The organism is Streptomyces sp. NPDC002057 (assembly GCF_040296665.1).
Lineage (GTDB): Bacteria > Actinomycetota > Actinomycetes > Streptomycetales > Streptomycetaceae > Streptomyces.
Map to the genome: position 1 here is coordinate 1 of NZ_JBEOXR010000046.1, position 23,560 is coordinate 23,560.

Below are 23,560 nucleotides of genomic sequence, written 5' to 3' on the forward strand. Positions count from 1 at the left end.
GTCTCCCACTTCGCCTACGACGACGAGGAGACCTGCATCGCCGAGGTCCGCTACCTCCTGTCGATGCTCCCCCAGAACAACCGCGAGAACCCGCCGACCGTGGCATCCGAGGACCCGGCCGACCGCCGCTCCGAGGTCCTGCTCGACCTGGTGCCCGCCGACGGCAACCGTCCGTACGACATGCACAAGGTCATCGAGGAGCTCGTCGACGACGGCGACTACCTGGAGATCCACGAGCGCTGGGCCCGCAACATCATCTGCGCCCTCGCCCGCCTGGACGGCCAGGTCGTCGGCATCGTCGCCAACCAGCCCCAGACGCTGGCCGGTGTCCTGGACATCGAGGCCTCCGAGAAGGCCGCGCGCTTCGTGCAGATGTGCGACGCCTTCAACATTCCGATCATCACCCTTCTGGACGTACCCGGCTTCCTGCCGGGCGTCGACCAGGAGCACGGTGGAATCATCCGCCACGGCGCGAAGCTGCTGTACGCGTACTGCAACGCGACCGTGCCCCGGATCTCACTGATCCTGCGCAAGGCCTACGGCGGCGCGTACATCGTGATGGACTCCCAGTCCATCGGCGCCGACCTCACGTACGCCTGGCCCACCAACGAAATCGCGGTCATGGGCGCCGAAGGCGCCGCCAACGTGATCTTCCGCAAGCAGATCGCGGAGGCCGAGGACCCCGAAGCCATGCGGGCCCGCATGGTCAAGGAGTACAAGGCGGAACTGATGCACCCGTACTACGCGGCGGAGCGCGGCCTGGTCGACGACGTCATCGACCCCGCCGACACCCGCCAGGTGCTCATCCGGTCCCTCGCGATGCTCCGTACCAAGCACGCCGACCTGCCGTCCCGCAAGCACGGCAACCCGCCTCAGTAAGAGGAGTCAGCCACGTGACCACCCCTGCCAACCTTCTCCGAGTGGAGAAGGGCAACGCCGACCCCGAGGAACTCGCCGCCATCACCGCGGTCCTCCTCGCCCGCGCCGCCTCCCGGTCCGACGAGGACCCGGCGGCGGGCCACCACGGCCGCACCCCGGCCGGCTGGCGCCGTCTGGAGCGCGAGCACGGCTTCCGCGCGCCGCACAGCTGGCGCTGAGACCGCACGAAGGCCCCGTCGGCGCCCCCTGAGGCCCGACGGAGCCGCAGAAGGGCCGGACCCCGGTGTGACGCCGGGGTCCGGCCCTTTCCGCTGCCCGGACCCCCGAGCGGGCCCGGACGGCGGGCGCGGGAACGCCGAAGGCCGCGCTCCCGGAGGGGGAGCGCGGCCTTCGGTACGTGAACGCCGGGGGACGGCTACCGCAGTCGTGCCATGAGGGCGTGCTCGACGAGCGTGATGAGGGCGCTCTTGGCATCCGCGCGGTGGCGGGCGTCGGTGGTGATGATGGGGGTGTCGGGGCCGATCTGCAGAGCCTCGCGCACTTCCTCGGGCTGGTAGGGCTGGTTCCCGTCGAAGCCGTTGAGGGCGATGACGAAGGGCAGGCCCGAGTTCTCGAAGTAGTCGACCGCGGGGAAGCAGTCGGCGAGGCGGCGGGTGTCGACGAGGACGACGGCGCCGATGGCGCCGCGGACCAGGTCGTCCCACATGAACCAGAAACGGTCCTGTCCGGGGGTGCCGAACAGGTACAGGATCAGGTCCTGGTCCAGGGTGATGCGGCCGAAGTCCATGGCGACGGTCGTCGTCGTCTTGTCGCCGGTGTGCGTGAGGTCGTCGATGCCCGCGGAGGCGGAGGTCATGACGGCTTCGGTACGCAGCGGGTTGATCTCAGAGACGGCGCCGACGAACGTGGTCTTGCCCACGCCGAAGCCACCCGCCACCACGATCTTCGCGCTGGTGGTTGAACGGGCCGCGCCGCCGCTAGAGCTTGCGAAGTCCACTGAGCACCCTTTCGAGCAGTGTCACGTCTGGCTGACCGCCGGCGGACTCGTCGCCGCCCGGCTGGTGGATGGCGACGAGTCCGGCCTCGGCCAGGTCGGCGACGAGGATTCGGGCGACGCCGAGGGGGATGGAGAGAAGGGCCGAGATCTCCGCGACCGACTTGATCTCGAAGCACAGCCGGCAGATCCGCTGGTGCTCGGGCAACTGCCCCTGCAGCCTGGACGGATCGGCGGTCGTGCTGACCAGCGCCTCGATGGCGAGCTGGTAGCGCGGCCGGGTCCGGCCGCCGGTCATCGCGTAGGGACGCACCAGCGGGTTGTGCCCGCCCGAACTGCTGGAACCCGCTGCGGACTGGGCGCGCGAGGCGCCGTGTCCACCCGCGGCCGGAGCGTGCGGCTGCCGGTAGGGCTGCGACACACCCTGTCTGCTCGGGGTGGAGGGAAAGTTGAACCGGTTCTGCGCGGGGTCGCCAAGCGGCGCCTGGTGCGCGTCATAACCGTTGTAGGGGCTTGAGCCCGGTGGTGTTCCCACGTCTCCTCCTCCGACTGCGTCGCGGTCCATGTCCCTTGGAGCCGCGCCACCGCACCTTACGGGGCGGTGGCGCGAAACGCACTGTCTGTCTGTTGGTTGAGAGAACTTCTAGTTGAGAAGGCTTCCCTGAAGCTCCGCCCGGAGGTCGGGGGTCAGGACGGTGCCCGCGCGGTCCACGAGCAGCGCCATCTCGTACCCCACGAGGCCGATGTCGGCCTCCGGGTGAGCGAGCGCGGCCAGCGAGGAGCCGTCCGAGATCGACATGAGGAAGAGGAAGCCGCGCTCCATCTCCACCACGGTCTGATTGACCGCACCACCCTCGAAGATCCGGGACGCGCCCGCGGTCAGCGAGGTCAGTCCGGAGGCGACGGCCGCCAGCTGGTCGGCGCGGTCCCGGGGGAATCCCTCGGACATCGCCAGCAGGAGTCCGTCGGCGGAGACCACCACCGTGTGCGACACCCCAGGGGTGTTGTCCACGAAGTTGGTGATCAACCAGTTCAGATTCTGCGCCGCCTGGCTCATGCTCACACTAACGCTCCTGGTTGTAGGTACTGCCCGGGCCGAGGCCCGATCCGTTCGTGTCCGTTCCCGCGCTGCGTCCCTGCTGGACGCCCCGGCGCAGGTTGCTCAACCTGCCCCGGACGTCCTCGGGTGCGCGGGAGACCTGGGGGCCGCCCTGCGGGGTCTGCTCCGCCGTGCCCTCGACCAGGTTGGCCTTCGGGACCCTGCGGGGGAGACCGGACGAGGTGACCCCGCCCGCCTTCGGGTCCTTGAGCTTCCCGGCCCGCTGCCAGCGCTCGTCGTTGGTCGAGCGCCATTCGTCGGGACCGGCGGCTTCGTTCTGCTGCTCCTGCGCCGGCTGCGCGGGCTCGACCGGCTGCGGTGCCTGCTGCTGCGGCGCCTGCCGGTTCGGCGGGGCGACGCTGCCGCGGCGCGGCAGACCGGCGTCGGTCAGCGCGTGACCGGCGTCCGGGGCGGCACTCGGGGTCGGACCCGGACGGTCGAAGCCTACGCGGTCGGGGGCCTGTTCGGGAGCGCCCGGAGCAGATTCCGATTCCGCCCCGTACGGCTGCTGGTAGCCGCCCTGGTACGCGCTCTGATCCTGCCACTCGCCCTGGTGGGGCTGGGCATCGAACGCATTGCCGTACTGCTGGTGTTCGGTTTCCGCAGCCTCGTACGAGGGTTCCGCATAGCCCTGCTGGGGGTACGCCTCGTAACCCTGCTGCGGGTACGCGTAGCCGTCCTGCTGCTGCGGGAAGCCGGTCCCGTACTCCTGGCCGTACCCCTGCGTCTGCTGGGGCTGCTGCTGCCCGTACTCCTGCGCCGGGGCGTACTGCTCCTGCGCGTACTCCTGCGTCTGCTGGGGCTGCTGCTGCCCGTACTCCTGACCCTGCGGGTACTCCTGGGCCTGGCCCTGCTGCGCGTACTCCTGGCCCTGCCCGTACTCCTCCGCGCGCGGCTCCGCCTCGTCGCGGAAGAGCGGACGGTCACCGCCCTGCGCCTGGGCCTCCAGGGCGGCGCGCCGCCCCTCGCGCTTCAGCGAGCGGTCGACCGGGTCGACCGGACGCTCCTCCTCGGCCGGCTGCTCGTAACGCGAGTCGTCGAAACCGAGGTCGGCGGCGGTCAGCATCGGCTGCTGCTGCGGCGGTGCGCTCTCGAAGGCGCTCCGCTGCTGCTCGGGAATGATCTGGGAGACGGTGAAGTCGTCCTGGAGCGGCTGCTCGCCGCCGCCACCGTGCGTGATCGCGTCCGGCAGCATGACCAGCGAGGTCGTGCCGGCCTGCTCGCCCGAGGGGCGCAGCTGGACCCGGATGCCGTGGCGGTCGGCGAGCCGGCCGACCACGAAGAGGCCCATGCGCTGCGAGACGGCGGCGTCGACGGTCGGCGGGTTCGCCAGCTTGTGGTTGATGTCCGCGAAGTCCTCGGCGGTGAGGCCGATGCCCTTGTCGTGGATCTCGACCATCACGCGGCCGTCGGGGAGACGGGTCGCGGTCACGCGGACCTTGGTCTGCGGGGAGGAGAACGTGGTGGCGTTCTCCAGGAGCTCGGCGAGCAGGTGCACGAGGTCGGTCACGGCCTGGCCGTGGATCTCGGCCTCCGGGACGCCGGCGAGCTCGATGCGCTCGTACTGCTCCACCTCGGAGGAGGCGGCGCGCATGACGTCGACCAGCGGGACCGGCTGGTCCCAGCGGCGGCCCGGCTCCTCGCCGGCGAGGACGAGGAGGTTCTCGCCGTTGCGGCGCATACGGGTCGCCAGGTGGTCCAGGCGGAAGAGGTTCTCCAGCTGGTCCGGGTCGGCCTCGTTGTTCTCCAGGTCGGTGATGAGGGTCAGCTGGCCCTCGATCAGCGACTGGTTGCGGCGCGAGAGGTTGGTGAAGATCGCGTTGACGTTGCCCCGGAGCATGGCCTGCTCGGCGGCGAGCCGGACGGCCTCGCGGTGGACCTGGTCGAAGGCGCGGGCGACCTCGCCGATCTCGTCCTGCGAGTCGATCGGGATCGGCTGCACACGGGTGTCGACGCGGCCCGGCTCGGTGCGGGAGAGCTGGTCGACCAGCATCGGCAGGCGCTGCTCGGCGATGCCGAAGGCGGCGGTCCGCAGCTCGCGCATCGAGCGGCTCATCTGGCGGGCCATCATCCCGGCCAGGATGAAGGCGGCGAGCAGGGCGACGACGACGATGCCGCCGATGACCCAGGCGTCCGTCTTGGCCTCGTCGGAGATCTTGACGGCCTCGGCGACGGCCTTGTCGACCAGGGCCTTCTCCACCTCGGAGTAGCCGTCGAACTTGGCGGTCGCGACGGCCATCCAGGTCTCGTCCGTGATGCCCTTGGACTTGAGCGCCGCGAGGCCCTCGGGGTCCTTGGCGGAGCCGATCGCGGAGGCCACGCCGGAGTAGACGGAGCCGTCCTTGCCCTTGGGCAGCTCGACGCCGGCGGACTGCATCTGCTTGGCGCCCTCGGCGGCCTTGGCCGCCATGACCTTCTTCATCAGCTCGACGTCCTCGGGCATACCACCGGAGGCGAACTCGCCGAGGGCGATCTGCTCCAGGTAGTTGTACGAGTTGAACGCCACGGACTGCTGGGCGAAGACGGCTTCCTGGCGGCTGGGCCGGACCAGGAGCTGGGTGCCGATGGAGCGCTGGAGCGACTCGGCGCCCTTGGCGAGCTGGACGGCGTAGACGCTGCGGCCGTAGGCCGTGACGTTGCCGGTGCCCAGGCCGAGCTCGTTGGAGAACTCGGTGAGGTAGTGCTGGACGCCGGTGTACCCGAGCTGGGTGTTCACCGGGTCGAGGGCGCGGGTGTACGCGGCCTTGCGGAGCGCGTCGAGCTTCGGCTCCTCGTCCTTGAAGAGACGCAGCCGGCGTTCGAGGCCCTGGCCCGAGGGCAGGTTCTTGGCGGCCTCGTCGAACTTCAGCCGGGCGGCGTCGGTCGCGGCGTACGCCCGCTGGACCTCGTCGGCCTTGCGGTCCTCGGCGGTCTTCGCGGCCAGCAGGGGCCCCGCGGTGAGGTCGCGCTCGTTGAGGAGTGCGGTGCTGTACTCCGAGGCGGCGCTCACGATGAGCGCCGTCTTCTCGGCGTCCTGCGCCTCCTGCCAGGTGTCGATCGCTCCCTTGACCTGGAAGCCGCCCATGACGAGGCCGACGAGCACGGGTATGAGGAGGATCGCGTTCAGCCGGGTGGGCACCCGCCAGTTGCGGGGCGACAGCTTGCTGGAGCTTCCCTTGCCGGCCGCCGCGGCGGGCGGCGGCGTGACGGGCACGTCCGCGGGCGACACGGCTGTGCGCGACGGCGGCGTGAAGTTGCCCCGCGTCTCCTGCTCCGCGGAGCTTTCCTTGCTTCGCCTCACTCGACCAACAACCTCTCGGCGTCGGCACCTACGTTGTGCCGGTGTTTCGTTCAGGGCCGTACTACTCGGGAGTTCATGAATTGCAGCACGTGAAGGGTGTCGGTTCCAAACAGTGGGAACCGACCGCTTTCAGTGGTCCAGGCCTCGCATAAAACGGGCATAAAGAGCGAGCCCCGCCAAATGGCGGGGCTCATGTGAGCGCAGTGACACCGATCGGATGCATCGGGTGTCCGAGGCGCCCCAATTCTCTGTCGAAACGTTATGAACACACGGGCGGCCGTGTCGAAGGACACAGACCGCCCCTGGCGGAGGCATATGACAACCGCCCTGGCCGAACCGCTACTTGAGCCGGGCCATCAGAGCGTGCTCGACGAGCGTGATGAGGGCGCTCTTGGCGTCCGCGCGGTGGCGGGCGTCGGTGGTGATGATGGGGGTGCCGGGACCGATCTGAAGGGCCTCACGGACCTCCTCCGGCTGGTACGGCTGGGATCCGTCGAAGCCGTTGAGGGCGATGACGAACGGCAGGCCCGAGTTCTCGAAGTAGTCGACCGCCGGGAAACAGTCGGCGAGCCGACGGGTGTCGACGAGGACCACGGCGCCGATGGCGCCGCGCACCAGGTCGTCCCACATGAACCAGAAACGGTCCTGACCCGGCGTACCGAACAGGTACAGGATCAGGTCCTGGTCCAGGGTGATGCGGCCGAAGTCCATGGCGACGGTCGTCGTCGTCTTGCCACCGGTGTGCGTGAGGTCGTCGATACCCGCCGACGCCGAGGTCATGACGGCTTCGGTACGCAGCGGGTTGATCTCGGAGACGGCGCCGACGAACGTGGTCTTGCCCACGCCGAAGCCACCCGCCACCACGATCTTCGCGCTGGTGGTTGAACGGGCCGCGCCGCCGCTAGAGCTTGCGAAGTCCACTGAGCACCCTTTCGAGCAGAGTCACGTCCGGCGTGCCGCCGGTCTCTCCGTTGCCCGGCTGGTGGATCGCCACCATGCCGGCCTCCGCCAGGTCGGCGACGAGGATCCGGGCGACACCGAGCGGCATGTTGAGCAGCGCCGACACCTCGGCCACCGACTTGACCTCACGGCACAGGTGGCAGATCCGCTGGTGCTCCGGGAGGAGCGTGGCGAGGTGCGCCGGGTCGGCCGTGGTGCTGACCAGCGCCTCGATGGCGAGCTGGTAGCGCGGCCGGGTCCGGCCGCCGGTCATCGCGTACGGACGCACCAGCGGCTGGTCGCCCTCGTGTCCGTACTCGTCGACTGAGGCGCCGTACGGATCGTGAGAGGCGGGGGGCGGGGTCATGAATCCTCCGGGCGTGACAGCAAGCTCTCTGCCGTCTGATGGGGCCGGTGGGGGGCCGGATGGGGCGGCCGGACGGTGAACGGTGCCCAGGGCGGTACGGAGGGGCGTACCGCCCTGTCGATCGGTCGAACGTGGGGTGTGTCCGGAAAGCGGAACCGGCTAGTGGAGCAGGCTGCCCTGGAGCTCCGCGCGGAGGTCCGGGGTGAGAACGCTGCCGGCCCGGTCGACCAGCAGCGCCATCTCGTAGCCCACCAGGCCGATGTCGCACTCGGGGTGTGCGAGCACGGCCAGCGAGGAACCGTCGGAGACCTGCATGAGGAAGAGGAAGCCGCGCTCCATCTCCACCACGGTCTGTGCGACGGGGCCCCCCTCGAAGATCCTGGACGCGCCCGCGGTCAGCGAGGTCAGTCCGGACGCGACCGCCGCCAGCTGGTCGGCACGGTCGCGGGGGAATCCTTCGGACATGGCCAGCAGGAGTCCGTCGGCGGAGACCACCACCGTGTGCGACACCCCAGGGGTGTTGTCCACGAAGTTGGTGATCAACCAGTTCAGATTCTGCGCCGCCTGGCTCATCGCGTTCAACTAACGCTCCTGCTGATGGTTCGGACCGAGGTCGATGCTACCCGTGGTCGAGTTGCCCGCCTGTCGGCCCTGCTGGATGCCGCGGCGCAGATTGGTCAGCCGGCCGCGGACGTCGTCGGGTGCACGCGAGACCTGGGGGCCGGCCGTGTGGGCCTGCTCCTGTGCGGTCCCGGGTACGAGGTTGGCCTTCGGCACGCGCCGGGGGAGGCCTGAGGTGGTGACACCGCCGGCCGCGGGCTTGCGCACCCGCTCGGCCTGGCGCACCAGCTCGTCGTTGGGCGAGGTCCGCCAGGCGGCCCCGCCGTTCTGGCGTCCGCCGTCGGTGGCCGGGTCGGCGGCCGGACGGGGAGCCGGAGCGGACGGCTGCGGCGCGGCCGGGGCCTGCGCCTGCTGCTGTGCCTGCTCCTGGTGGAACCAGTTGGTCTCAAGGGTGTCGTACAGCGGGGTGCGGCCGTCGCCCGCACCGGCCGGCGGCAGCGCCTCCGGACGGCGCGGCTGCTGGAGCTGCGGCTGCTGCGGCTCCGGGCGCGGGGCGCCGAAGTCGCCGCTGCCGCCACCGGTGCGCTGACGCGGGGCCGGCGGCTGCGGGGCCTGCTGCTGAGCCTGCGGTACGTACGGCTGCCGGCCGAACTGCTGCTGCTGACCGCCCTGGTAGCCCTGCTGCTGCGGGGCCGCCTGCTGCGGCGCCTGCTGCTGGGGGCTGTTGAAGTCGGGGCGCGCGAACTGGCCGGTGGAGCCGGGACCCTGCGGGGCACCGAAGTCGGGGCGCGGGAACGCCGCCGTCGACGCCGGGTCCACGGAACCGCCCTGGTAGGCCTGCGGGGCCTGGGGCTGCTGCGGGCGGCCCTGCTGGGGGCTGTTGAAGTCGGGACGCGGGAACTGGCCGGTGGAGCCGGGACCCTGCGGAGCCGGGAAGCGGCCCGTCGTGTCCGGGTCCTCGTGACCGCGGGGGGCGTCCAGCGGGGACATCTCCTGCTGCGGCCGGCGGACCGGCTGCTGCCCCTGCTCGTTGCCCCAGCTCGCGGCCTGCGGGCGCTGCGGCTGCGGGTTGCCTCCCGGCAGCTCGGCGCGCGGGAACTCGTACCCACCGGTCTGGTTGCCACCGGGGGCCTGGCCCTGCTGGCCCTGCTGCTGCGGGGTGCCGGGACCGGCCTGCGGGCCGCCCTGGCTGCCCCACACGTCCGTACGGGAGGGGATGGCGCTCGCGGCGCCACCGATGAGGCCGCCGCCGCCGGGGCCCGGCCGCAGCGGGTCGTTGCCCTGCGGGGCCTGGGGCGCCTGCGGGATCTGCGGCAGCTGTCCGGTCCGGTCCAGCTGGGCGTTCTGCGGCTGCGGGGTGCGGGACTGCGGGGCACCCTGCGGCGCGCCCTGCGGGCCACCGTCACGGGCGGGCAGCGCGGCCCGGGGGCCGCTCGTGCCGACCTGGCCGCGCGGAGCGCCCGCGCCGAGCAGGCCGCCCGACGGCGCACCGCCCTGGCCCGGACGTCCACCGCCGGGGCCACCGGCCGCGCCGGGACCGGCGGGGAGCCGGCCGCCCGGGGCGGAGGCACCCGGCGGCATCGCGCCCTGGCCACCGGCGCCCGGCTTGGGCATCGGCTTCTTGCCGCCCTGGGCGACGTCGACCGGCAGCATGACGAGCGCGGTGGTGCCGCCCGAGTCGGAGGGGCGCAGCTGGATGCGGATGCCGTGTCGCAGGGACAGGCGGCCGACCACGAAGAGACCCATGCGGCGGGAGACCGAGACGTCCACGGTGGGCGGCGAGGCGAGCCGCTCGTTGATCGCGGCGAGGTCCTCGGGGGAGAGGCCGATGCCGGTGTCGTGGATCTCGACGAGCACCCGGCCGTCGGGCAGGGCGTGACCCGTGACCCGGACCTTGGTCTGCGGAGAGGAGAACGAGGTGGCGTTCTCCAGCAGCTCGGCGAGGAGGTGGACGAGGTCGTTGACGACCCGGCCGGCGACCTCGGTCGCGGGGACCGAGGCGAGTTCGATGCGCTCGTACTGCTCCACCTCGGAGGCGGCGGCGCGCAGGACGTCGACCAGCGGGACCGGGCGGGTCCAGCGGCGGCCCGGCTCCTCACCGGCGAGGACGAGGAGGTTCTCACCGTTACGGCGCATACGCGTCGCGAGGTGGTCGAGCTTGAAGAGCGAGGAGAGCTGGTCCGGGTCGGCCTCGCGGGACTCCAGTTCGGAGATGAGCGAGAGCTGACGCTGGATGAGGCCCTGGGAGCGGCGCGAGAGGTTGGTGAACATCGCGTTGACGTTGCCCCGGAGGAGGGCCTGCTCGGCGGCGAGGCGGACGGCCTCGCGGTGCACGTCGTCGAAGGCCGCGGCCACCTGGCCGATCTCGTCCCGGGAGTGCACACCGACGGACTCGACGGAGGTGTCGACGTCCTGCGGGTCGGACTCGGAGAGCTGCTTGACCAGCTCGGGCAGGCGTTCCTGGGCGACCTTGGTCGCGGTGTCCTGGAGCCGGCGTAGCGAGCGGATCATGGACCGGGCCACGACGAAGGCGCCGATGAGCGAGACGCCGAGGACGAGGAGGATCAGCGCACCGTTGATGATGGCCTCGCGCTGCGACTCCTGCCGCAGCTCACGGGCCATGGTCTCCATGTCGCCGAGCAGACCGCGCTCGATGCGGTTCATGGCGGTGATCTTGGTGCCGTACTCGTCCGTGAAGTTGAGGTGACCCCGCCTGGGGCCGCTCTTCATGGCGTCGTCCATGTTGAGGACGCGCTCGGCGTACTTCTCGGCGGCGGTGATCGACGGATTGCCGGTGTTCAGGGACGCGGTCCGCTCGTTGGCGTCACCACCGGTCGACTCGTAGATCGCCTGGAAGGACTTGAGCTCGACGCCCTCGGAGTTGAGCGCGGCCTCGCCGTAGAGGCGGTCGCCCTGCTGGATGTCCCCGGAGGTCCGGTCGCTCGCGGGCAGCGCCGACGCGATGATCGCCTGCTGGATGGAGGCGTACTCCTTGGCGGACGAGAAGGCGGCGAGCGCCCGGGTCCGCTTGATCATCTCGGGGTTGCTGGTCGCCTGCGCCATGTCCTGGGAGAGGCTGAGCAGCGAACGGATCAGGCGGCTGTACGCCTCGACCGTCACCGAGTGGGAGACGCCCTTCTCGTAGGCGTTGCCCCGGATGGTGTTGAGCTGGATGACCTGCGAGGCGATCTGGCTGACGTTCTGCCGGATGCTGCGCAGGGCCTCGTCGCCCTCGGTCGCCGGGATGTCCTCGGTGGCCTCCAGGAAGGCCTTGTACTCCAGGTCCGTCTTACGGCGCGGGTTGGCGACCTGGTAGTCGCTGACCGGGCGGCCGTTGGCCAGCGGACCCGCGGACAGGTCCCGCTCGGCCTGGAGGGCCTGCGCGAGGTCGGTCGCCTCTCGGGTCAGCTTGGTGAGCAGCTGCATGTGGTCGAGCTGCTCCATGTCCTGGAGCGACTCGCTGATGCGGATGCCGCCCAGGGTGGTCGCGGCGACCACGGGGAGGGTGAGCAGCGCGACCAGGCGCGTCGAGATGCGCCAGTTGCGCAGGGCTATTCGCGGGCCGACCTCGTTCTCGGCCCGGGGCTTGGTGGGGGTGGCGGACGGCTCGGCGGACGCGGCCGCGGCGCTGGTGCGCCTGCCGCCGTCACCGCCCTCGCCTGACGGTCCCTGACCCTGGTTCGGGGTGTGCGAGGCCGAGGGACCGCGGTCGGTCCCGGCACGCGGTTCCTGCTCCGCCGGAGCATCCGCTCGGCCCTGGCGGGCCTGGGGTGACCCCGAGCCATCCCTCTTGAAACGTCCCTGCACTAGCGTCGCAACCTCTGGACCAGGCGTCCTTCCGGATGAACGGAGAGGACGGTGTCGGCGTCAATCGGGGTGTGTGGAGCACCCCAGGTGGTCGTCGGTGACCGGCGCAGTTCCCCCTTCCCCGCCACTCGGCCGGCGCTGCGTTGCGCCCCCTGCGCGCCGGCTTGAAACCCGCGGCGGTGCGTGGAATTCCAGCACAGTGCCGGATCTCCAACAAGGGCCGCGTGTCGCGCCGGGAGGGTCATGACAACCCGTGCGCACAGTGTCACCGCATGTAGAAGATGATCACGGAGGATTGGGACTTTTCCTCTCCAATGACTCCGCGTACCCGTGTGTCCCAGTCGCCATGATCAGGAGCGGAATAGAGCATTCAGTGGCGGAATGTCCCTTTCCGTGACGACGAGGAGCGGTCCGTAATGCCCGGATTATGTCGCCTATGGTGAGCAAACTCACACGATGATCGTTGCCTTAGCCATGCATTCGAAGGGAATCGCATGTTTAGCCTGACGCTTTACACCCCTTCGCGCCCGCACGCGGCGCCCGTTCCGGAACAAGGTCAGGTCACCGCGATGAAGACGACGACGCCCGGCACCACGGCCAACCCCCGCCGTTCCACCCTCGTCCACCTCACGGACGCCGCGGACCTCGGCCGGCCCGCCCTGCCCGAGTACGCGGCCGAGCTCCCCGCGAAGACGGCCAACCCCCGCCGCACGATCCTCATGCAGCCCCCGGCCCCCTTCCAGCCCCAGCCGTACGCCGTCGCGTCCCGCTGACCCGCCCCGGGACCCACCCGCGTCATCCTTGTCATCGACCGGCGGCACCGCCGGTCGAGCGCCCCCGCGCCGCGTTAGCCTGGAGCGTCAGACTCCAGCCAGTACCAAGTGAGGGGCGACAGCACTCGTGCGCATCGCCAGATTCTCCATCGACGGCAATGTGGCCTTCGGCGCCGTCGAGGGCGAGGGAACCGTCGAATCGGGCGGCCTCGTCCTCGACATCATCAAGGGCATCCCGTACACCGACTTCGAGCTCAGCGGCACCAAGGTCCCGCTGAGCAAGGTACGGCTCCTGCCGCCCGTGCTCCCCAACAAGGTCGTGGCCATCGGCCGCAACTACGCCGAGCACGCCGCCGAACTCGGCAACGAGGTCCCCGACGTCCCCGTCGCCTTCTTCAAGCCCACCACCTCGGTGATCGGCTCCGGCGACGCCATCGAGTACCCCTCCTTCTCCGACGAGCTGCACCACGAGGCCGAACTGGCCGTGGTGATCGGCCGCATGTGCCGCGAGGTTCCGCGCGAGCGCGTCAAGGACGTCGTCTTCGGCTACACCTGCGCCAACGACGTCACCGCCCGCGACGCCCAGCAGCGCGAGAAGCAGTGGGCCCGCGCCAAGGGCTTCGACACCTCCTGCCCCCTGGGGCCCTGGGTGGAGACCGACCTCGACCCGAGCGACCTGGCCATCCAGGCCACGGTCAACGGCGAACAGCGCCAGCTGGGTCGTACGAGCGACATGATCCGCTCCATCGAGGACCTGGTCGTCCACATCACCGAGGCCATGACGCTGCTCCCCGGCGACGTCATCCTCACCGGCACCCCCGCCGGGGTCGGCCCCCTCAACGTCGGCGACGAGGTCGCCGTCACCATCGAAGGCATCGGCACTCTCACCAATAAGGTGATCAAGCGTGGCTAACGCGATCCGCGTCCGTTTCTGTCCCTCGCCGACCGGCAACCCCCACGTGGGTCTGGTCCGCACCGCTCTCTTCAACTGGGCCTTCGCCCGGCACAACGAGGGCACCATGGTCTTCCGCATCGAGGACACCGACGCCGCCCGCGACTCCGAGGAGTCGTACGAGCAGCTGCTCGACTCCCTGAAGTGGCTCGGCCTCGACTGGGACGAGGGCCCGGAGATCGGCGGCCCGCACGCCCCGTACCGGCAGTCGCAGCGGATGGACATCTACAAGGACGTCGCCGAGAAGCTGCTCGCCGGCGGCTACGCGTACCCCTGCTACTGCACCACCGAGGAGCTCGACGAGCGCCGCGCCGCCGCCCGCGCCGCCGGCCGCCCCTCCGGCTACGACGGCCACTGCCGCGACCTCACCGCCGAGCAGAAGGCCGCGTACGAGGCCGAGGGCCGCACCTCGATCGTCCGCTTCCGGATGCCCGAGGAGCCGATCACCTTCACCGACCTGGTCCGCGGCGAGCTCACCTTCACCCCGGAGAACGTGCCGGACTACGGCATCCTCCGGGCCAACGGCGCCCCGCTGTACACCCTGGTCAACCCGGTCGACGACGCGCTGATGGAGATCACCCACGTCCTGCGCGGCGAGGACCTGCTCTCCTCCACCCCGCGCCAGGTCGCGCTCTACAAGGCGCTGATCGAGCTGGGCGTCGCCAAGCAGATCCCCGCCTTCGGCCACCTGCCGTACGTGATGGGCGAGGGCAACAAGAAGCTCTCCAAGCGCGACCCGGAGGCCTCCCTCAACCTCTACCGGGAGCGCGGCTTCCTCCCCGAGGGCCTGCTGAACTACCTCTCGCTCCTCGGCTGGTCGTTCTCGGCCGACCAGGACATCTTCACCATCCCCGAGATGGTGGCGGCGTTCGACATCGCCGACGTGAACGCCAACCCGGCGCGCTTCGACCTCAAGAAGGCCGAGTCGATCAACGCCGACCACATCCGGATGCTGGACGTGAAGGCCTTCGCCACGGCCTGCGAGCCCTGGCTGCGGGCCCCGCACGCCAACTGGGCGCCCGAGGACTTCGACCAGGCCGCCTGGGAGGCCATCGCGCCGCACGCCCAGACGCGCGTCACCGTCCTCTCGGACATCACGGCCAACGTCGACTTCCTCTTCCTGCCCGAGCCGGTCTTCGACCAGCCCTCGTGGGACAAGGCGATGAAGGGCGAGCCCGCGGCCCTTCTCACCACCGCCCGCGAGAAGCTCGACGCCGCCGACTGGAGCGACCCCGAGTCCCTCAAGAACGCGGTCCTGGCGGCCGGCGAGGCCCACGGCCTCAAGCTCGGCAAGGCCCAGGCCCCGGTCCGCGTCGCGGTCACCGGCCGCACGGTCGGCCTGCCCCTCTTCGAGTCCCTGGAGATCCTGGGCAAGGAGAAGACCCTGGCCCGCGTCGACGCGGCTCTGGCGAAGCTCACCGCCTGACCCCCGCCGCGCGGTACGGTCGATCCATGACCATCCGCGCGGTGCTGTGGGACGTCGACGACACGATCTTCGACTACGCCCGCGCCGACCACGTCGGCATGAGCGCGCACCTGACGGCCGAGGGCCTGGTGGACGGATTCGACTCCGTCGACCAGGCCCTCCGTCGTTGGCGGGAGCTGACCGCGCTCCACTGGCGCCGCTTCGAGGCCGGCGGGGTCGATTTCCAGGAGCAGCGGCGGGAGCGCGTCCGTGACTTCCTCGCGCTCCCGGAGCTCACCGCCGCCGAGGCCGACGACTGGTTCGACCGCTACGTCTCCCACTACGAGGCGGCCTGGGAACTCTTCCCCGACACCGTCCCCGTCCTGGACCTCCTGGCCGATGACTATCGTCACGGGATTCTGTCCAACTCCAGCCTCCACAACCAGGAGCGCAAGCTCCGGGTCCTGGGCGTGCGGGACCGCTTCGAGGTCCTCCTCTGCGCCGCGGAGCTCGGGGTGGCCAAACCGGCCCCGGAGGCCTTCCACGCCGCCTGCACCGCTCTTGACCTGCGTCCGGACCAGGTCGTGTACGTGGGGGACCAGCCGGACATCGACGCCAGGGGCGCGGTGGAGGCGGGGCTGCGGGGCGTCTGGCTGGACCGCGCGGGCACCGGCGGCAGGCCCGAGCTGAACCGGATCACGGACCTCCGCCAGCTCCCCGCCCTGCTCGGCGGGCATACCCGTTTTGGAGCACCGTCCACCTTCGGGTAATGTTCTTCCTGCGCCGAGGGGAACAAGCCGAAAGGCAAGAACCCGGAAAGCGCAAGCCGAGCAAGATCCTCCCTGGTGGGGGACATTGCCCCGGTGGCCTATGGTGTAATTGGCAGCACGACGGTTTCTGGTTCCGTTAGTCTTGGTTCGAGTCCAGGTAGGCCAGCTCGCAGAGCTTTATCTGCAATCGTGGATGGCATCCACAAAGCCCCCGTTGTGTAGCGGCCTAGCACGCCGCCCTCTCAAGGCGGTAGCGCCGGTTCGAATCCGGTCGGGGGTACAGATCCATCCTGTAGATCACTTGGGTAGCTCCCGGTGGATCTACGGTGACATCACCCGGTTCCGACCGGGTGGGATCGCTAGGGCCCCCGTTGTGTAGCGGCCTAGCACGCCGCCCTCTCAAGGCGGTAGCGCCGGTTCGAATCCGGTCGGGGGTACGGTGTAACCACCATGGCCTATGGTGTAATTGGCAACACTACGGTTTCTGGTACCGTCATTCTTGGTTCGAGTCCAGGTAGGCCAGCTCGCAGAGCTCATCTGCACCGCGGATCTGATCCGCAAGGCCCCCGTTGTGTAGCGGCCTAGCACGCCGCCCTCTCAAGGCGGTAGCGCCGGTTCGAATCCGGTCGGGGGTACGAGACGAAGAAGCCCTTCCCTTCGGGGGAGGGCTTCTTCGCTGTTCCGTGCGGCGCACACAACTCCGGCCCACCGCTGCGGCGTTGAAGCGGTGGGCCGGGACGAACGGAGGAGAGGGAGGACGTCAGCCGGTGCGGCGGAGCGCCTCGGAGAGACGGGCGGCGGCGTCGATGACGGCCTGGGCGTGCATACGGCCCGGGTGGCGCGTCAGGCGCTCGATCGGCCCGGAGACCGAGACGGCGGCCACCACGCGGTTCGACGGCCCGCGCACGGGCGCGGAGACGGACGCGACGCCCGGCTCCCGCTCGCCGATCGACTGGGCCCAGCCGCGGCGCCGTACGCCCGACAGGGCCGTCGCCGTGAAGCGGGCGCCCTGGAGGCCGCGGTGGAGCCGCTCCGGCTCCTCCCAGGCCATCAGGATCTGCGCGGACGAGCCGGCCTTCATCGTCAGCGTCGAGCCGACCGGGACGGTGTCCCGCAGGCCCGAGAGACGCTCGGCCGCCGCCACGCAGATGCGCATGTCGCCCTGGCGCCGGTAGAGCTGGGCGCTCTCGCCGGTGACGTCGCGCAGATGCGTGAGAACCGGGCCCGCGGTCGCGAGCAGGCGGTCCTCGCCGGCCGCGGCGGCGAGCTCCGCGAGGCGCGGTCCGAGGATGAACCGGCCCTGCATGTCACGCGCCACCATCCGGTGGTGTTCCAGTGCCACGGCGAGACGATGTGCCGTGGGTCGTGCGAGTCCCGTCGCCGCGACCAGTCCTGCGAGGGTGGCCGGACCGGACTCCAGGGCGCTCAGGACAAGGGCTGCCTTGTCGAGAACGCCTACGCCGCTAGAGTTGTCCATGAAACGATATTCGCGTCTCACTCTGTGAAACGCAAGTTCAATTTCCCGAGGAACTTGTCACTCTGGTGAGGCGGCCGCACAACGGCCCGCGAAACGGGTCTCTAGTTGTGCCGGCGTAGACGTCGGCCGGAGGGAAAGCGATGGGTAGGACACTCGCGGAGAAGGTCTGGGACGACCACGTCGTCCGGCGCGCCGAGGGCGAGCCCGACCTCCTCTTCATCGATCTGCACCTGCTGCACGAGGTGACCAGCCCCCAGGCCTTCGACGGTCTGCGCCAGAACGGCCGGCAGGTGCGGCGCCTCGACCTCACCATCGCCACCGAGGACCACAACACCCCGACCCTCGACATCGACAAGCCGATCGCCGACCCCGTCTCCCGCGCACAGCTGGAGACCCTCCGTAAGAACTGTGCCGAGTTCGGCGTCCGCCTGCACCCGCTGGGCGACGTCGAGCAGGGCGTCGTCCACGTGGTGGGACCGCAGCTGGGCCTGACCCAGCCCGGCACCACCGTCGTCTGCGGCGACTCGCACACCTCCACGCACGGCGCCTTCGGCGCGCTGGCGTTCGGCATCGGCACCAGCCAGGTCGAGCACGTCCTCGCCACCCAGACGCTGCCCCTGGCCCGCCCGAAGACCATGGCCATCACGATCGACGGCGAGCTGCCCGAGGATGTCACGGCCAAGGACCTGATCCTGGCGATCATCACCAAGATCGGCACCGGCGGCGGCCAGGGCTACATCCTGGAGTACCGCGGCTCCGCCATCGAGAAGCTCTCGATGGAGGCCCGGATGACCATCTGCAACATGTCGATCGAGGCCGGCGCCCGCGCGGGCATGATCGCCCCCGACGAGACCACCTTCGCCTACCTCAAGGGCCGCGACCACGCCCCCGAGGGCGAGGACTGGGACGCCGCCGTCGCGTACTGGAAGACCCTGAAGTCGGACGAGGACGCCGTCTTCGACGCCGAGGTCGTCGTCGACGCGGCCGCGCTGGCCCCGTTCGTCACCTGGGGGACCAACCCCGGCCAGGGCGCGCCGCTTTCGGGGCACGTCCCCGACCCGGCTTCGTACGAAGACGCTTCGGAGCGCCTGGCGGCCGAAAAGGCCCTGGAGTACATGGGGTTGACCGCCGGACAGCCGCTGCGCGACATCAGGGTCGACACCGTCTTCGTAGGCTCCTGCACCAACGGCCGCATCGAGGACCTGCGCAACGCCGCCGGTCTGCTCGAAGGCCGCAAGGTCGCCGACGGCGTCCGCATGCTGGTCGTCCCGGGCTCGGTCCGGGTCGCCCTGCAGGCCGTCGAGGAGGGCCTGGACAAGGTCTTCAAGGAGGCCGGCGCCGAATGGCGGCACGCGGGCTGCTCGATGTGCCTGGGCATGAACCCCGACCAACTGGCGCCGGGTGAGCGTTCCGCGTCCACCTCCAACCGCAACTTCGAGGGTCGGCAGGGCAAGGGCGGGCGGACCCACCTGGTCTCGCCCCAGGTCGCCGCCGCCACCGCCGTCCTGGGCCATCTGGCCTCCCCGGCCGATCTGTCCGACGCCGTCACCACCGCGGGGGTCTGAGGAACCATGGAAGCTTTCACCACGCACACCGGCCGGGCCGTCCCGCTGCGCCGCAGCAACGTCGACACCGACCAGATCATCCCCGCGCACTGGCTGAAGAAGGTCACCCGCGACGGCTTCGAGGACGGTCTCTTCGAGGCCTGGCGCAAGGACTCCGAGTTCGTCCTCAACCGCCCCGAGCGGCAGGGCGCCTCCGTCCTGGTCGCCGGCCCCGACTTCGGCACCGGCTCCTCCCGCGAGCACGCCGTCTGGGCGCTCCAGAACTACGGCTTCCAGACGGTGATCTCCGCCCGTTTCGCCGACATCTTCCGCGGCAACTCGCTGAAGAACGGCCTGCTGACCGTGGTCCTGCCGCAGGAGACGGTGGACGCCCTCTGGGAGCTGACCGAGGCCGACCCCACCGCCGAGATCACCGTCGACCTGGAGCAGCGCAAGGTCCTGGCCGCCGGGATCGACGCCGACTTCGAGCTCGACGAGAACGCCCGCTGGCGGCTCCTGAACGGACTCGACGACATCAGCCTCACCCTTCAGAACGAAGCCGACATCGCGGCCTACGAGGCGGCACGACCGGCCTTCAAGCCCCGTACAATTACGGTCTGAGCAGCGCTTTTCCAAGACTGCGCCCCCCACCGCCCGGTGGGGGGCGCAGTCGCTTGTTGAGACCCTGTCGGGCGACAACTCGCCCTAGATGGCACAATCGGTGCATGGAACGCGACAGCCAACTCGAGCTCTACGAGTCAGTCGCCGCCCGATTGAAGGAAGCGCACACAAGAGTGCGCTCACTGCAAGTCCCGGAGGGCGTAAGGATGGCGCTGTCCCGGAAGCTGCTGGTCGTGACGGCCGCGGCGAAGCACGATCTCAAGGACGCGGCAACGCGTCTGGACCGGTTGATGAAGGACCTCGACGAGGGCCGATTCCCAGAGGACGACTGACACCAAGAACTCCGCAACGGCTCTTCCGCGTTGCGGCACTAGGGTGATTAGCCCGTTTCGTGTTTGATTTGCGGTATATACATGCCTAACGTGCGAAAAAGCTTGAACACTTTCGTTCTGGCAATGTCTCCGAAGGGGAAGACGTGAACAAGGCGCAGCTCGTAGAAGCGATTGCCGACAAGATGGGCGGTCGCCAGCAGGCCGCCGAAGCCGTCGACCACGTGCTCGACGCCATCGTGCGTGCCGTGGTCGGGGGCGACCGGGTCTCGGTGACGGGTTTCGGCTCGTTCGAGAAGGTCGACCGTCCGGCCCGCTACGCCCGCAACCCGCAGACGGGTGAGCGGGTGCGGGTCAAGAAGACCTCGGTCCCGCGCTTCCGTGCCGGTCAGGGCTTCAAGGACCTGGTCAGCGGCTCGAAGAAGCTCCCCAAGGGCGGCGAGGTCTCCGTCAAGAAGGCCCCCAAGGGCTCCCTCACCGGTGGCGCCTCCGCGACCGTGAAGAAGGCCGCCGCGAAGCGGGCCTCCACCGCCAAGAAGGCCGCCGCGAAGAAGGCGACCCCGGCGAAGAAGACCACGACGGCCGCCGCGAAGAAGGCGACCCCCGCGAAGAAGGTCACGACGGCGGCCGCCAAGAAGGCGACCCCCGCGAAGAAGACCACCACGGCCGCGGCGAAGAAGACGTCCGCCGCCGCCAAGAAGACCACCACGGCCGCCGCGAAGAAGGCCACCAAGGCCACGGCCAAGAAGACCGCGCCGGCCGCGAAGAAGGCCACGGCGACGAAGGCGCCCGCCAAGAAGACGACGGCGCGCAAGACGACCGCCAAGAAGGCCGCCGCCAAGAAGTAGGACGAGCGGTAGACACCCGCCGGGCCGGGCTCCCACCGGGGAGCCCGGCCCGCGGCGCGTCCGGGGACCCGCCGGACCCCCGGGAGCCGGGGGTCAGAAGGTCTGGAGCGTCACGAGCGTGATCCGCAGGCCGGCCCCGGACGTGCCCGGCTCGGTCTCGATCCGGACCCGCTGCCCCGGCCGCAGCAGCCGCAGCCCGCCCGCCGCGAAGGCCTCCGTCCCGAACTCCACGGGGGTGCCGTCGTCGAGCAGCACACTGCCGCTGCGGGTCTCGGGGTCGTACGTGAACGCGGTCGCCTGCATGGACCGCAGCCTATCCGGCCGCGGAGAGCCACCGGGCTGCCGTCCGCGGGCCGAGCCCGAGGGCGCCGGCCACCGCGAGATCCTCACCGGTGTCCACGTCCTGGCGCACGGAATCCACCCCGGTCAGCGTGATTTCCACCGCTCCCGAAGACAAATGCCGGAGCCTCGACGCGCCTCCGAATGCCGGTTCCAATTCCACCCCCGGACCCGCCGAGAGGAATGTCGTACCTATTTCGGCGGCATCCGCGAGAAATGCTCTGGAAAAATTTCGGGCCGCGTCCAGGACCCGGGTCAGCTCCTCGGGCCGCAGCGCCGGAAGATCCGCGTTGAGCGCCGCCACGCGTGCCCGGGGCCGCCGGGACCGCACGGCACGGACCCCGTGCGCGAGCGCCGCGTTGAGCCCCGCCGCCGGGGTGTCCGGGACGATGCGCGCGCCCAGGGCCGCCAGGGCCGCGGCGGCCGCCGGATCGTCCGTGACGACCGCCACATCCCGTACCCGCGGGCAGTTCAGCACCGCGCCCACCGTGTCCTCCGCGAACGCCAGCGCGAGCCGGGGGCGCAGCCGGGCCCCGGCCGCCGCGGCCAGTCTGCTCTTCGCCAGGGCCAGGGGCTTCAGGGGGACGACCAGGGACCAGCCGTCGTCCGCGTCGGTGCGCATCGGGTTCATCGGCTTCATTCTGTCCCGCCCAGGCGGTCCTCCCCAGGGCCCGGGGCGTACGGTGTCACTCGACAGACCAGGAGCACGGGGCGACACTTGACCCCCTGCCAGCCAGTCCCGGAGAAAGGTGTCCGAGTGCCCCGCCGCAGAATCGGCTTCTGGTACCGCCTCGCGGCGGTCATCGCCAAACCCCCCCTGGTGGTTCTGTTCAAGCGGGACTGGCGCGGTATGGAGCACATTCCGGCCGATGGCGGATTCATCACCGCGGTCAACCACAACTCCTACCTGGACCCGCTGTCGTACGCGCATTACCAGTACAACACCGGTCGCGTCCCGCGCCTCCTCGCCAAGGCGGGCCTGTTCAGGACCCCCTTCGTCGGCATGATGCTGCGCGGCACCGGACAGATCCCCGTCTACCGCGAGACGACCAACGCGCTCGACGCGTTCCGCGCCGCCGTCGACGCGATCGAGCGCGGGGAGTGCGTCGCCTTCTACCCCGAGGGCACCCTGACCCGCGACCCCGACATGTGGCCCATGGCCGGCAAGACCGGCGCCGCGCGCGTCGCGCTGCTCACCCGGGCCCCCGTCATCCCGGTGGCCCAGTGGGGCGCCAACCTGGCGATGCCGCCGTACGCCAGGGAGAACAAGCTCAGCCTGTTCCCCCGCAAGACGCTGACCGTGCAGGCGGGTCCGCCCGTCGACCTCTCCCGCTTCTACGGACTGGAGCCGACGCCCGAGGTGCTCCGCGAGGCGACCGAGGTCATCATGGCCGCCATCACCGCGATCCTGGAGCAGGTCCGCGGCGAGCAGGCGCCCCCGGAACCGTACGACCACCGCAAGGCCCGCCTGGAACAGCGGCGCAAGGCCGCCGAAGGAGGCACCAAGTGACCAAGGCAGCCGTCTTCGGCAACGGATCCTGGGGCACCGCCTTCGCCATGGTGCTCGCCGACGCGGGCTGCGAGGTGAGCCTCTGGGGCCGCCGCGCCGAACTCGCCAAGGAGATCAACACCACCCGGGTCAACCCCGACTACCTGCCCGGTGTCGAACTCCCCGCGGCGATCACGGCCACCGCGGACCCCGCCGAGGCCGCGCACGACGCCGACTTCACCGTCCTCGTCGTGCCCTCCCAGACCCTCCGCGGCAACCTCGCCGCCTGGGCGCCGATGCTCGCGCCCGACACCGTCCTCGTCTCCCTCATGAAGGGCGTCGAACTCGGCACCGCCAAGCGGATGAGCGAGGTCGTCACCGAGGTCGCCGACGTGCCCGCCGAGCGCGTGGCCGTCCTCACCGGACCCAACCTGGCCAAGGAGATCGCCGCCCGGCAGCCCGCCGCCGCCGTCGTCGCCTGCGTCGACGAGACGGTCGCCCAGCGCCTCCAGACCGCCTGCCTGACCCCGTACTTCCGCCCGTACACCAACACCGACGTGGTGGGCTGCGAACTCGGCGGCGCGGTCAAGAACGTCATCGGGCTCGCCGTCGGCATCGCCAACGGCATGGGCCTCGGCGACAACTCCAAGGCCACGCTCATCACCCGCGGCCTCGCCGAGACCACCCGGCTGGGCCTCGCGATGGGCGCCGACCCGCTCACCTTCTCCGGCCTCGCGGGCCTCGGCGACCTCGTCGCCACCTGCTCCTCGCCGCTCTCCCGGAACAACACCTTCGGCACCAACCTCGGCCGCGGGATGACCCTCCAGGAGACGATCGCGGCCACCAAGCAGACCGCCGAGGGCGTCAAGTCCTGCGAGTCCGTGCTCGATCTGGGCCGCCGCCACGGCGTCGACATGCCCATCACCGAAACCGTCGTCTCGATCGTCCACGACGGAAAGCCGCCGGTCGTCGCCCTCAAGGAACTGATGTCGCGCAGCGCCAAGGCCGAGCGCCGCTGACCCGTCCGGCCCGGGTGCCGCCCGGGCCACCGGGCGCCGCCCCGCGCCCCCTTCACGCCGCTGGGCCG

At 70.5% G+C, this 23,560-nt stretch carries 23 protein-coding genes and 5 tRNA genes; 17 read left to right on the top strand and 11 right to left on the bottom strand.

What is annotated here, in order from left to right; genetic code table 11:
• Together ABT129_RS28410 and ABT129_RS28415 are read left to right on the top strand one after the other, a co-directional pair.
• On the top strand, positions 1 to 879 hold an 879-nt coding region (locus ABT129_RS28410; RefSeq protein WP_351907302.1), incomplete at its 5' end, for an acyl-CoA carboxylase subunit beta.
• 14 nt (positions 880 to 893) lie between these two features.
• Positions 894 to 1,097 carry an acyl-CoA carboxylase subunit epsilon gene (locus ABT129_RS28415; protein WP_351907304.1) on the top strand — a complete coding sequence of 68 codons (204 nt, stop codon included), beginning with the start codon at positions 894 to 896 and terminating at the stop codon, positions 1,095 to 1,097.
• 197 nt (positions 1,098 to 1,294) lie between these two features.
• Here ABT129_RS28415 and ABT129_RS28420 read toward each other — a convergent pair whose 3' ends face one another.
• The 8 genes from ABT129_RS28420 to ABT129_RS28455 all read right to left on the bottom strand — a co-directional run bounded on the left by ABT129_RS28420 (position 1,295) and on the right by ABT129_RS28455 (position 11,926).
• Entirely contained in the window at positions 1,295 to 1,876 is a 582-nt protein-coding gene (locus tag ABT129_RS28420; protein ID WP_015036414.1) for a GTP-binding protein, read from the bottom strand.
• The gene (locus ABT129_RS28425) at positions 1,857 to 2,408 is read right to left on the bottom strand and encodes a DUF742 domain-containing protein (RefSeq protein WP_351907306.1); all 552 of its coding nucleotides are present in this window, start codon (positions 2,406 to 2,408) and stop codon (positions 1,857 to 1,859) included. Before ABT129_RS28425 ends, ABT129_RS28420 begins: the two co-directional genes overlap by 20 nt.
• A 108-nt stretch (positions 2,409 to 2,516) precedes the next feature.
• A complete protein-coding gene (locus ABT129_RS28430) occupies positions 2,517 to 2,930 on the bottom strand; it encodes a roadblock/LC7 domain-containing protein (RefSeq protein ID WP_317877038.1) in 414 nt (137 codons plus the stop codon).
• 7 nt (positions 2,931 to 2,937) lie between these two features.
• Complete coding sequence (locus ABT129_RS28435; protein WP_351907308.1) at positions 2,938 to 6,252, bottom strand: sensor histidine kinase; 3,315 nt, start codon at positions 6,250 to 6,252, stop codon at positions 2,938 to 2,940.
• A 339-nt stretch (positions 6,253 to 6,591) separates the two neighbouring features.
• Positions 6,592 to 7,173 carry a GTP-binding protein gene (locus tag ABT129_RS28440; protein ID WP_055602619.1) on the bottom strand — a complete coding sequence of 194 codons (582 nt, stop codon included), beginning with the start codon at positions 7,171 to 7,173 and terminating at the stop codon, positions 6,592 to 6,594.
• Entirely contained in the window at positions 7,154 to 7,558 is a 405-nt protein-coding gene (locus ABT129_RS28445) for a DUF742 domain-containing protein (protein ID WP_015036420.1), read from the bottom strand. The genes ABT129_RS28440 and ABT129_RS28445 overlap by 20 nt, the downstream gene beginning before the upstream one ends.
• A 159-nt stretch (positions 7,559 to 7,717) precedes the next feature.
• Complete coding sequence (locus ABT129_RS28450) at positions 7,718 to 8,131, bottom strand: roadblock/LC7 domain-containing protein (RefSeq protein ID WP_015036421.1); 414 nt, start codon at positions 8,129 to 8,131, stop codon at positions 7,718 to 7,720.
• A gap of 9 nt (positions 8,132 to 8,140) precedes the next feature.
• Positions 8,141 to 11,926 (bottom strand): sensor histidine kinase, encoded by a 3,786-nt coding sequence (locus ABT129_RS28455; protein ID WP_351907310.1) that lies wholly within the window; start codon positions 11,924 to 11,926, stop codon positions 8,141 to 8,143.
• A 569-nt stretch (positions 11,927 to 12,495) separates the two neighbouring features.
• Between ABT129_RS28455 and ABT129_RS28460 the strand changes: the two genes are divergently transcribed.
• The 9 genes from ABT129_RS28460 (at position 12,496) to ABT129_RS28500 (ending at position 16,461) form a co-directional block, all read left to right on the top strand.
• Positions 12,496 to 12,699 (top strand): hypothetical protein, encoded by a 204-nt coding sequence (locus tag ABT129_RS28460; RefSeq protein ID WP_351907312.1) that lies wholly within the window; start codon positions 12,496 to 12,498, stop codon positions 12,697 to 12,699.
• 127 nt (positions 12,700 to 12,826) lie between these two features.
• Complete coding sequence (locus tag ABT129_RS28465; protein WP_351907314.1) at positions 12,827 to 13,612, top strand: fumarylacetoacetate hydrolase family protein; 786 nt, start codon at positions 12,827 to 12,829, stop codon at positions 13,610 to 13,612.
• Positions 13,605 to 15,077, top strand: coding sequence for a glutamate--tRNA ligase (gene gltX / locus ABT129_RS28470; protein WP_351907316.1), 1,473 nt, complete (start codon positions 13,605 to 13,607; stop codon positions 15,075 to 15,077). The genes ABT129_RS28465 and gltX overlap by 8 nt, the downstream gene beginning before the upstream one ends.
• Positions 15,078 to 15,103: 26 nt before the next feature.
• A complete protein-coding gene (locus ABT129_RS28475; protein ID WP_351907318.1) occupies positions 15,104 to 15,826 on the top strand; it encodes an HAD family hydrolase in 723 nt (240 codons plus the stop codon).
• Between the two features lie 94 nt (positions 15,827 to 15,920).
• Positions 15,921 to 15,992 (top strand) — tRNA-Gln (locus ABT129_RS28480).
• 41 nt (positions 15,993 to 16,033) lie between these two features.
• Positions 16,034 to 16,106, top strand: a tRNA-Glu gene (locus tag ABT129_RS28485).
• 84 nt (positions 16,107 to 16,190) lie between these two features.
• Positions 16,191 to 16,263 (top strand) — tRNA-Glu (locus ABT129_RS28490).
• Between the two features lie 14 nt (positions 16,264 to 16,277).
• A tRNA-Gln gene (locus ABT129_RS28495) sits at positions 16,278 to 16,349 on the top strand.
• Between the two features lie 39 nt (positions 16,350 to 16,388).
• A tRNA-Glu gene (locus ABT129_RS28500) sits at positions 16,389 to 16,461 on the top strand.
• Between the two features lie 125 nt (positions 16,462 to 16,586).
• Here ABT129_RS28500 and ndgR read toward each other — a convergent pair.
• Positions 16,587 to 17,303 carry an IclR family transcriptional regulator NdgR gene (gene ndgR, locus ABT129_RS28505; protein ID WP_015036427.1) on the bottom strand — a complete coding sequence of 239 codons (717 nt, stop codon included), beginning with the start codon at positions 17,301 to 17,303 and terminating at the stop codon, positions 16,587 to 16,589.
• 140 nt (positions 17,304 to 17,443) lie between these two features.
• Between ndgR and leuC the strand changes: the two genes are divergently transcribed.
• From leuC to ABT129_RS28525, 4 genes are all read left to right on the top strand, one after another.
• Positions 17,444 to 18,868: a 3-isopropylmalate dehydratase large subunit gene (gene leuC, locus ABT129_RS28510; protein ID WP_351907320.1), complete on the top strand. Its 1,425-nt coding sequence runs from the start codon at positions 17,444 to 17,446 to the stop codon at positions 18,866 to 18,868.
• Between the two features lie 6 nt (positions 18,869 to 18,874).
• The gene (gene leuD, locus ABT129_RS28515) at positions 18,875 to 19,468 is read left to right on the top strand and encodes a 3-isopropylmalate dehydratase small subunit (RefSeq protein ID WP_351907322.1); all 594 of its coding nucleotides are present in this window, start codon (positions 18,875 to 18,877) and stop codon (positions 19,466 to 19,468) included.
• Between the two features lie 104 nt (positions 19,469 to 19,572).
• A complete protein-coding gene (locus ABT129_RS28520; protein ID WP_030325570.1) occupies positions 19,573 to 19,800 on the top strand; it encodes an SCO5555 family protein in 228 nt (75 codons plus the stop codon).
• Between the two features lie 143 nt (positions 19,801 to 19,943).
• A complete protein-coding gene (locus ABT129_RS28525) occupies positions 19,944 to 20,645 on the top strand; it encodes an HU family DNA-binding protein (RefSeq protein WP_351907324.1) in 702 nt (233 codons plus the stop codon).
• Between the two features lie 93 nt (positions 20,646 to 20,738).
• Here the strand turns inward: ABT129_RS28525 and ABT129_RS28530 are convergent, their stop codons facing one another.
• Together ABT129_RS28530 and cofC are read right to left on the bottom strand one after the other, a co-directional pair.
• Entirely contained in the window at positions 20,739 to 20,948 is a 210-nt protein-coding gene (locus tag ABT129_RS28530) for a hypothetical protein (RefSeq protein ID WP_351907326.1), read from the bottom strand.
• Between the two features lie 10 nt (positions 20,949 to 20,958).
• Entirely contained in the window at positions 20,959 to 21,606 is a 648-nt protein-coding gene (cofC, locus tag ABT129_RS28535; RefSeq protein ID WP_351907398.1) for a 2-phospho-L-lactate guanylyltransferase, read from the bottom strand.
• Positions 21,607 to 21,741: 135 nt separating this feature from the next.
• Between cofC and ABT129_RS28540 the strand changes: the two genes are divergently transcribed.
• Positions 21,742 to 22,494, top strand: a complete 753-nt coding sequence (locus tag ABT129_RS28540) for a lysophospholipid acyltransferase family protein (protein ID WP_351907328.1) — start codon at positions 21,742 to 21,744, stop codon at positions 22,492 to 22,494.
• Positions 22,491 to 23,492 (top strand): NAD(P)H-dependent glycerol-3-phosphate dehydrogenase, encoded by a 1,002-nt coding sequence (locus ABT129_RS28545; protein ID WP_351907330.1) that lies wholly within the window; start codon positions 22,491 to 22,493, stop codon positions 23,490 to 23,492. Before ABT129_RS28540 ends, ABT129_RS28545 begins: the two co-directional genes overlap by 4 nt.
• Positions 23,493 to 23,560 lie beyond the last annotated feature (68 nt).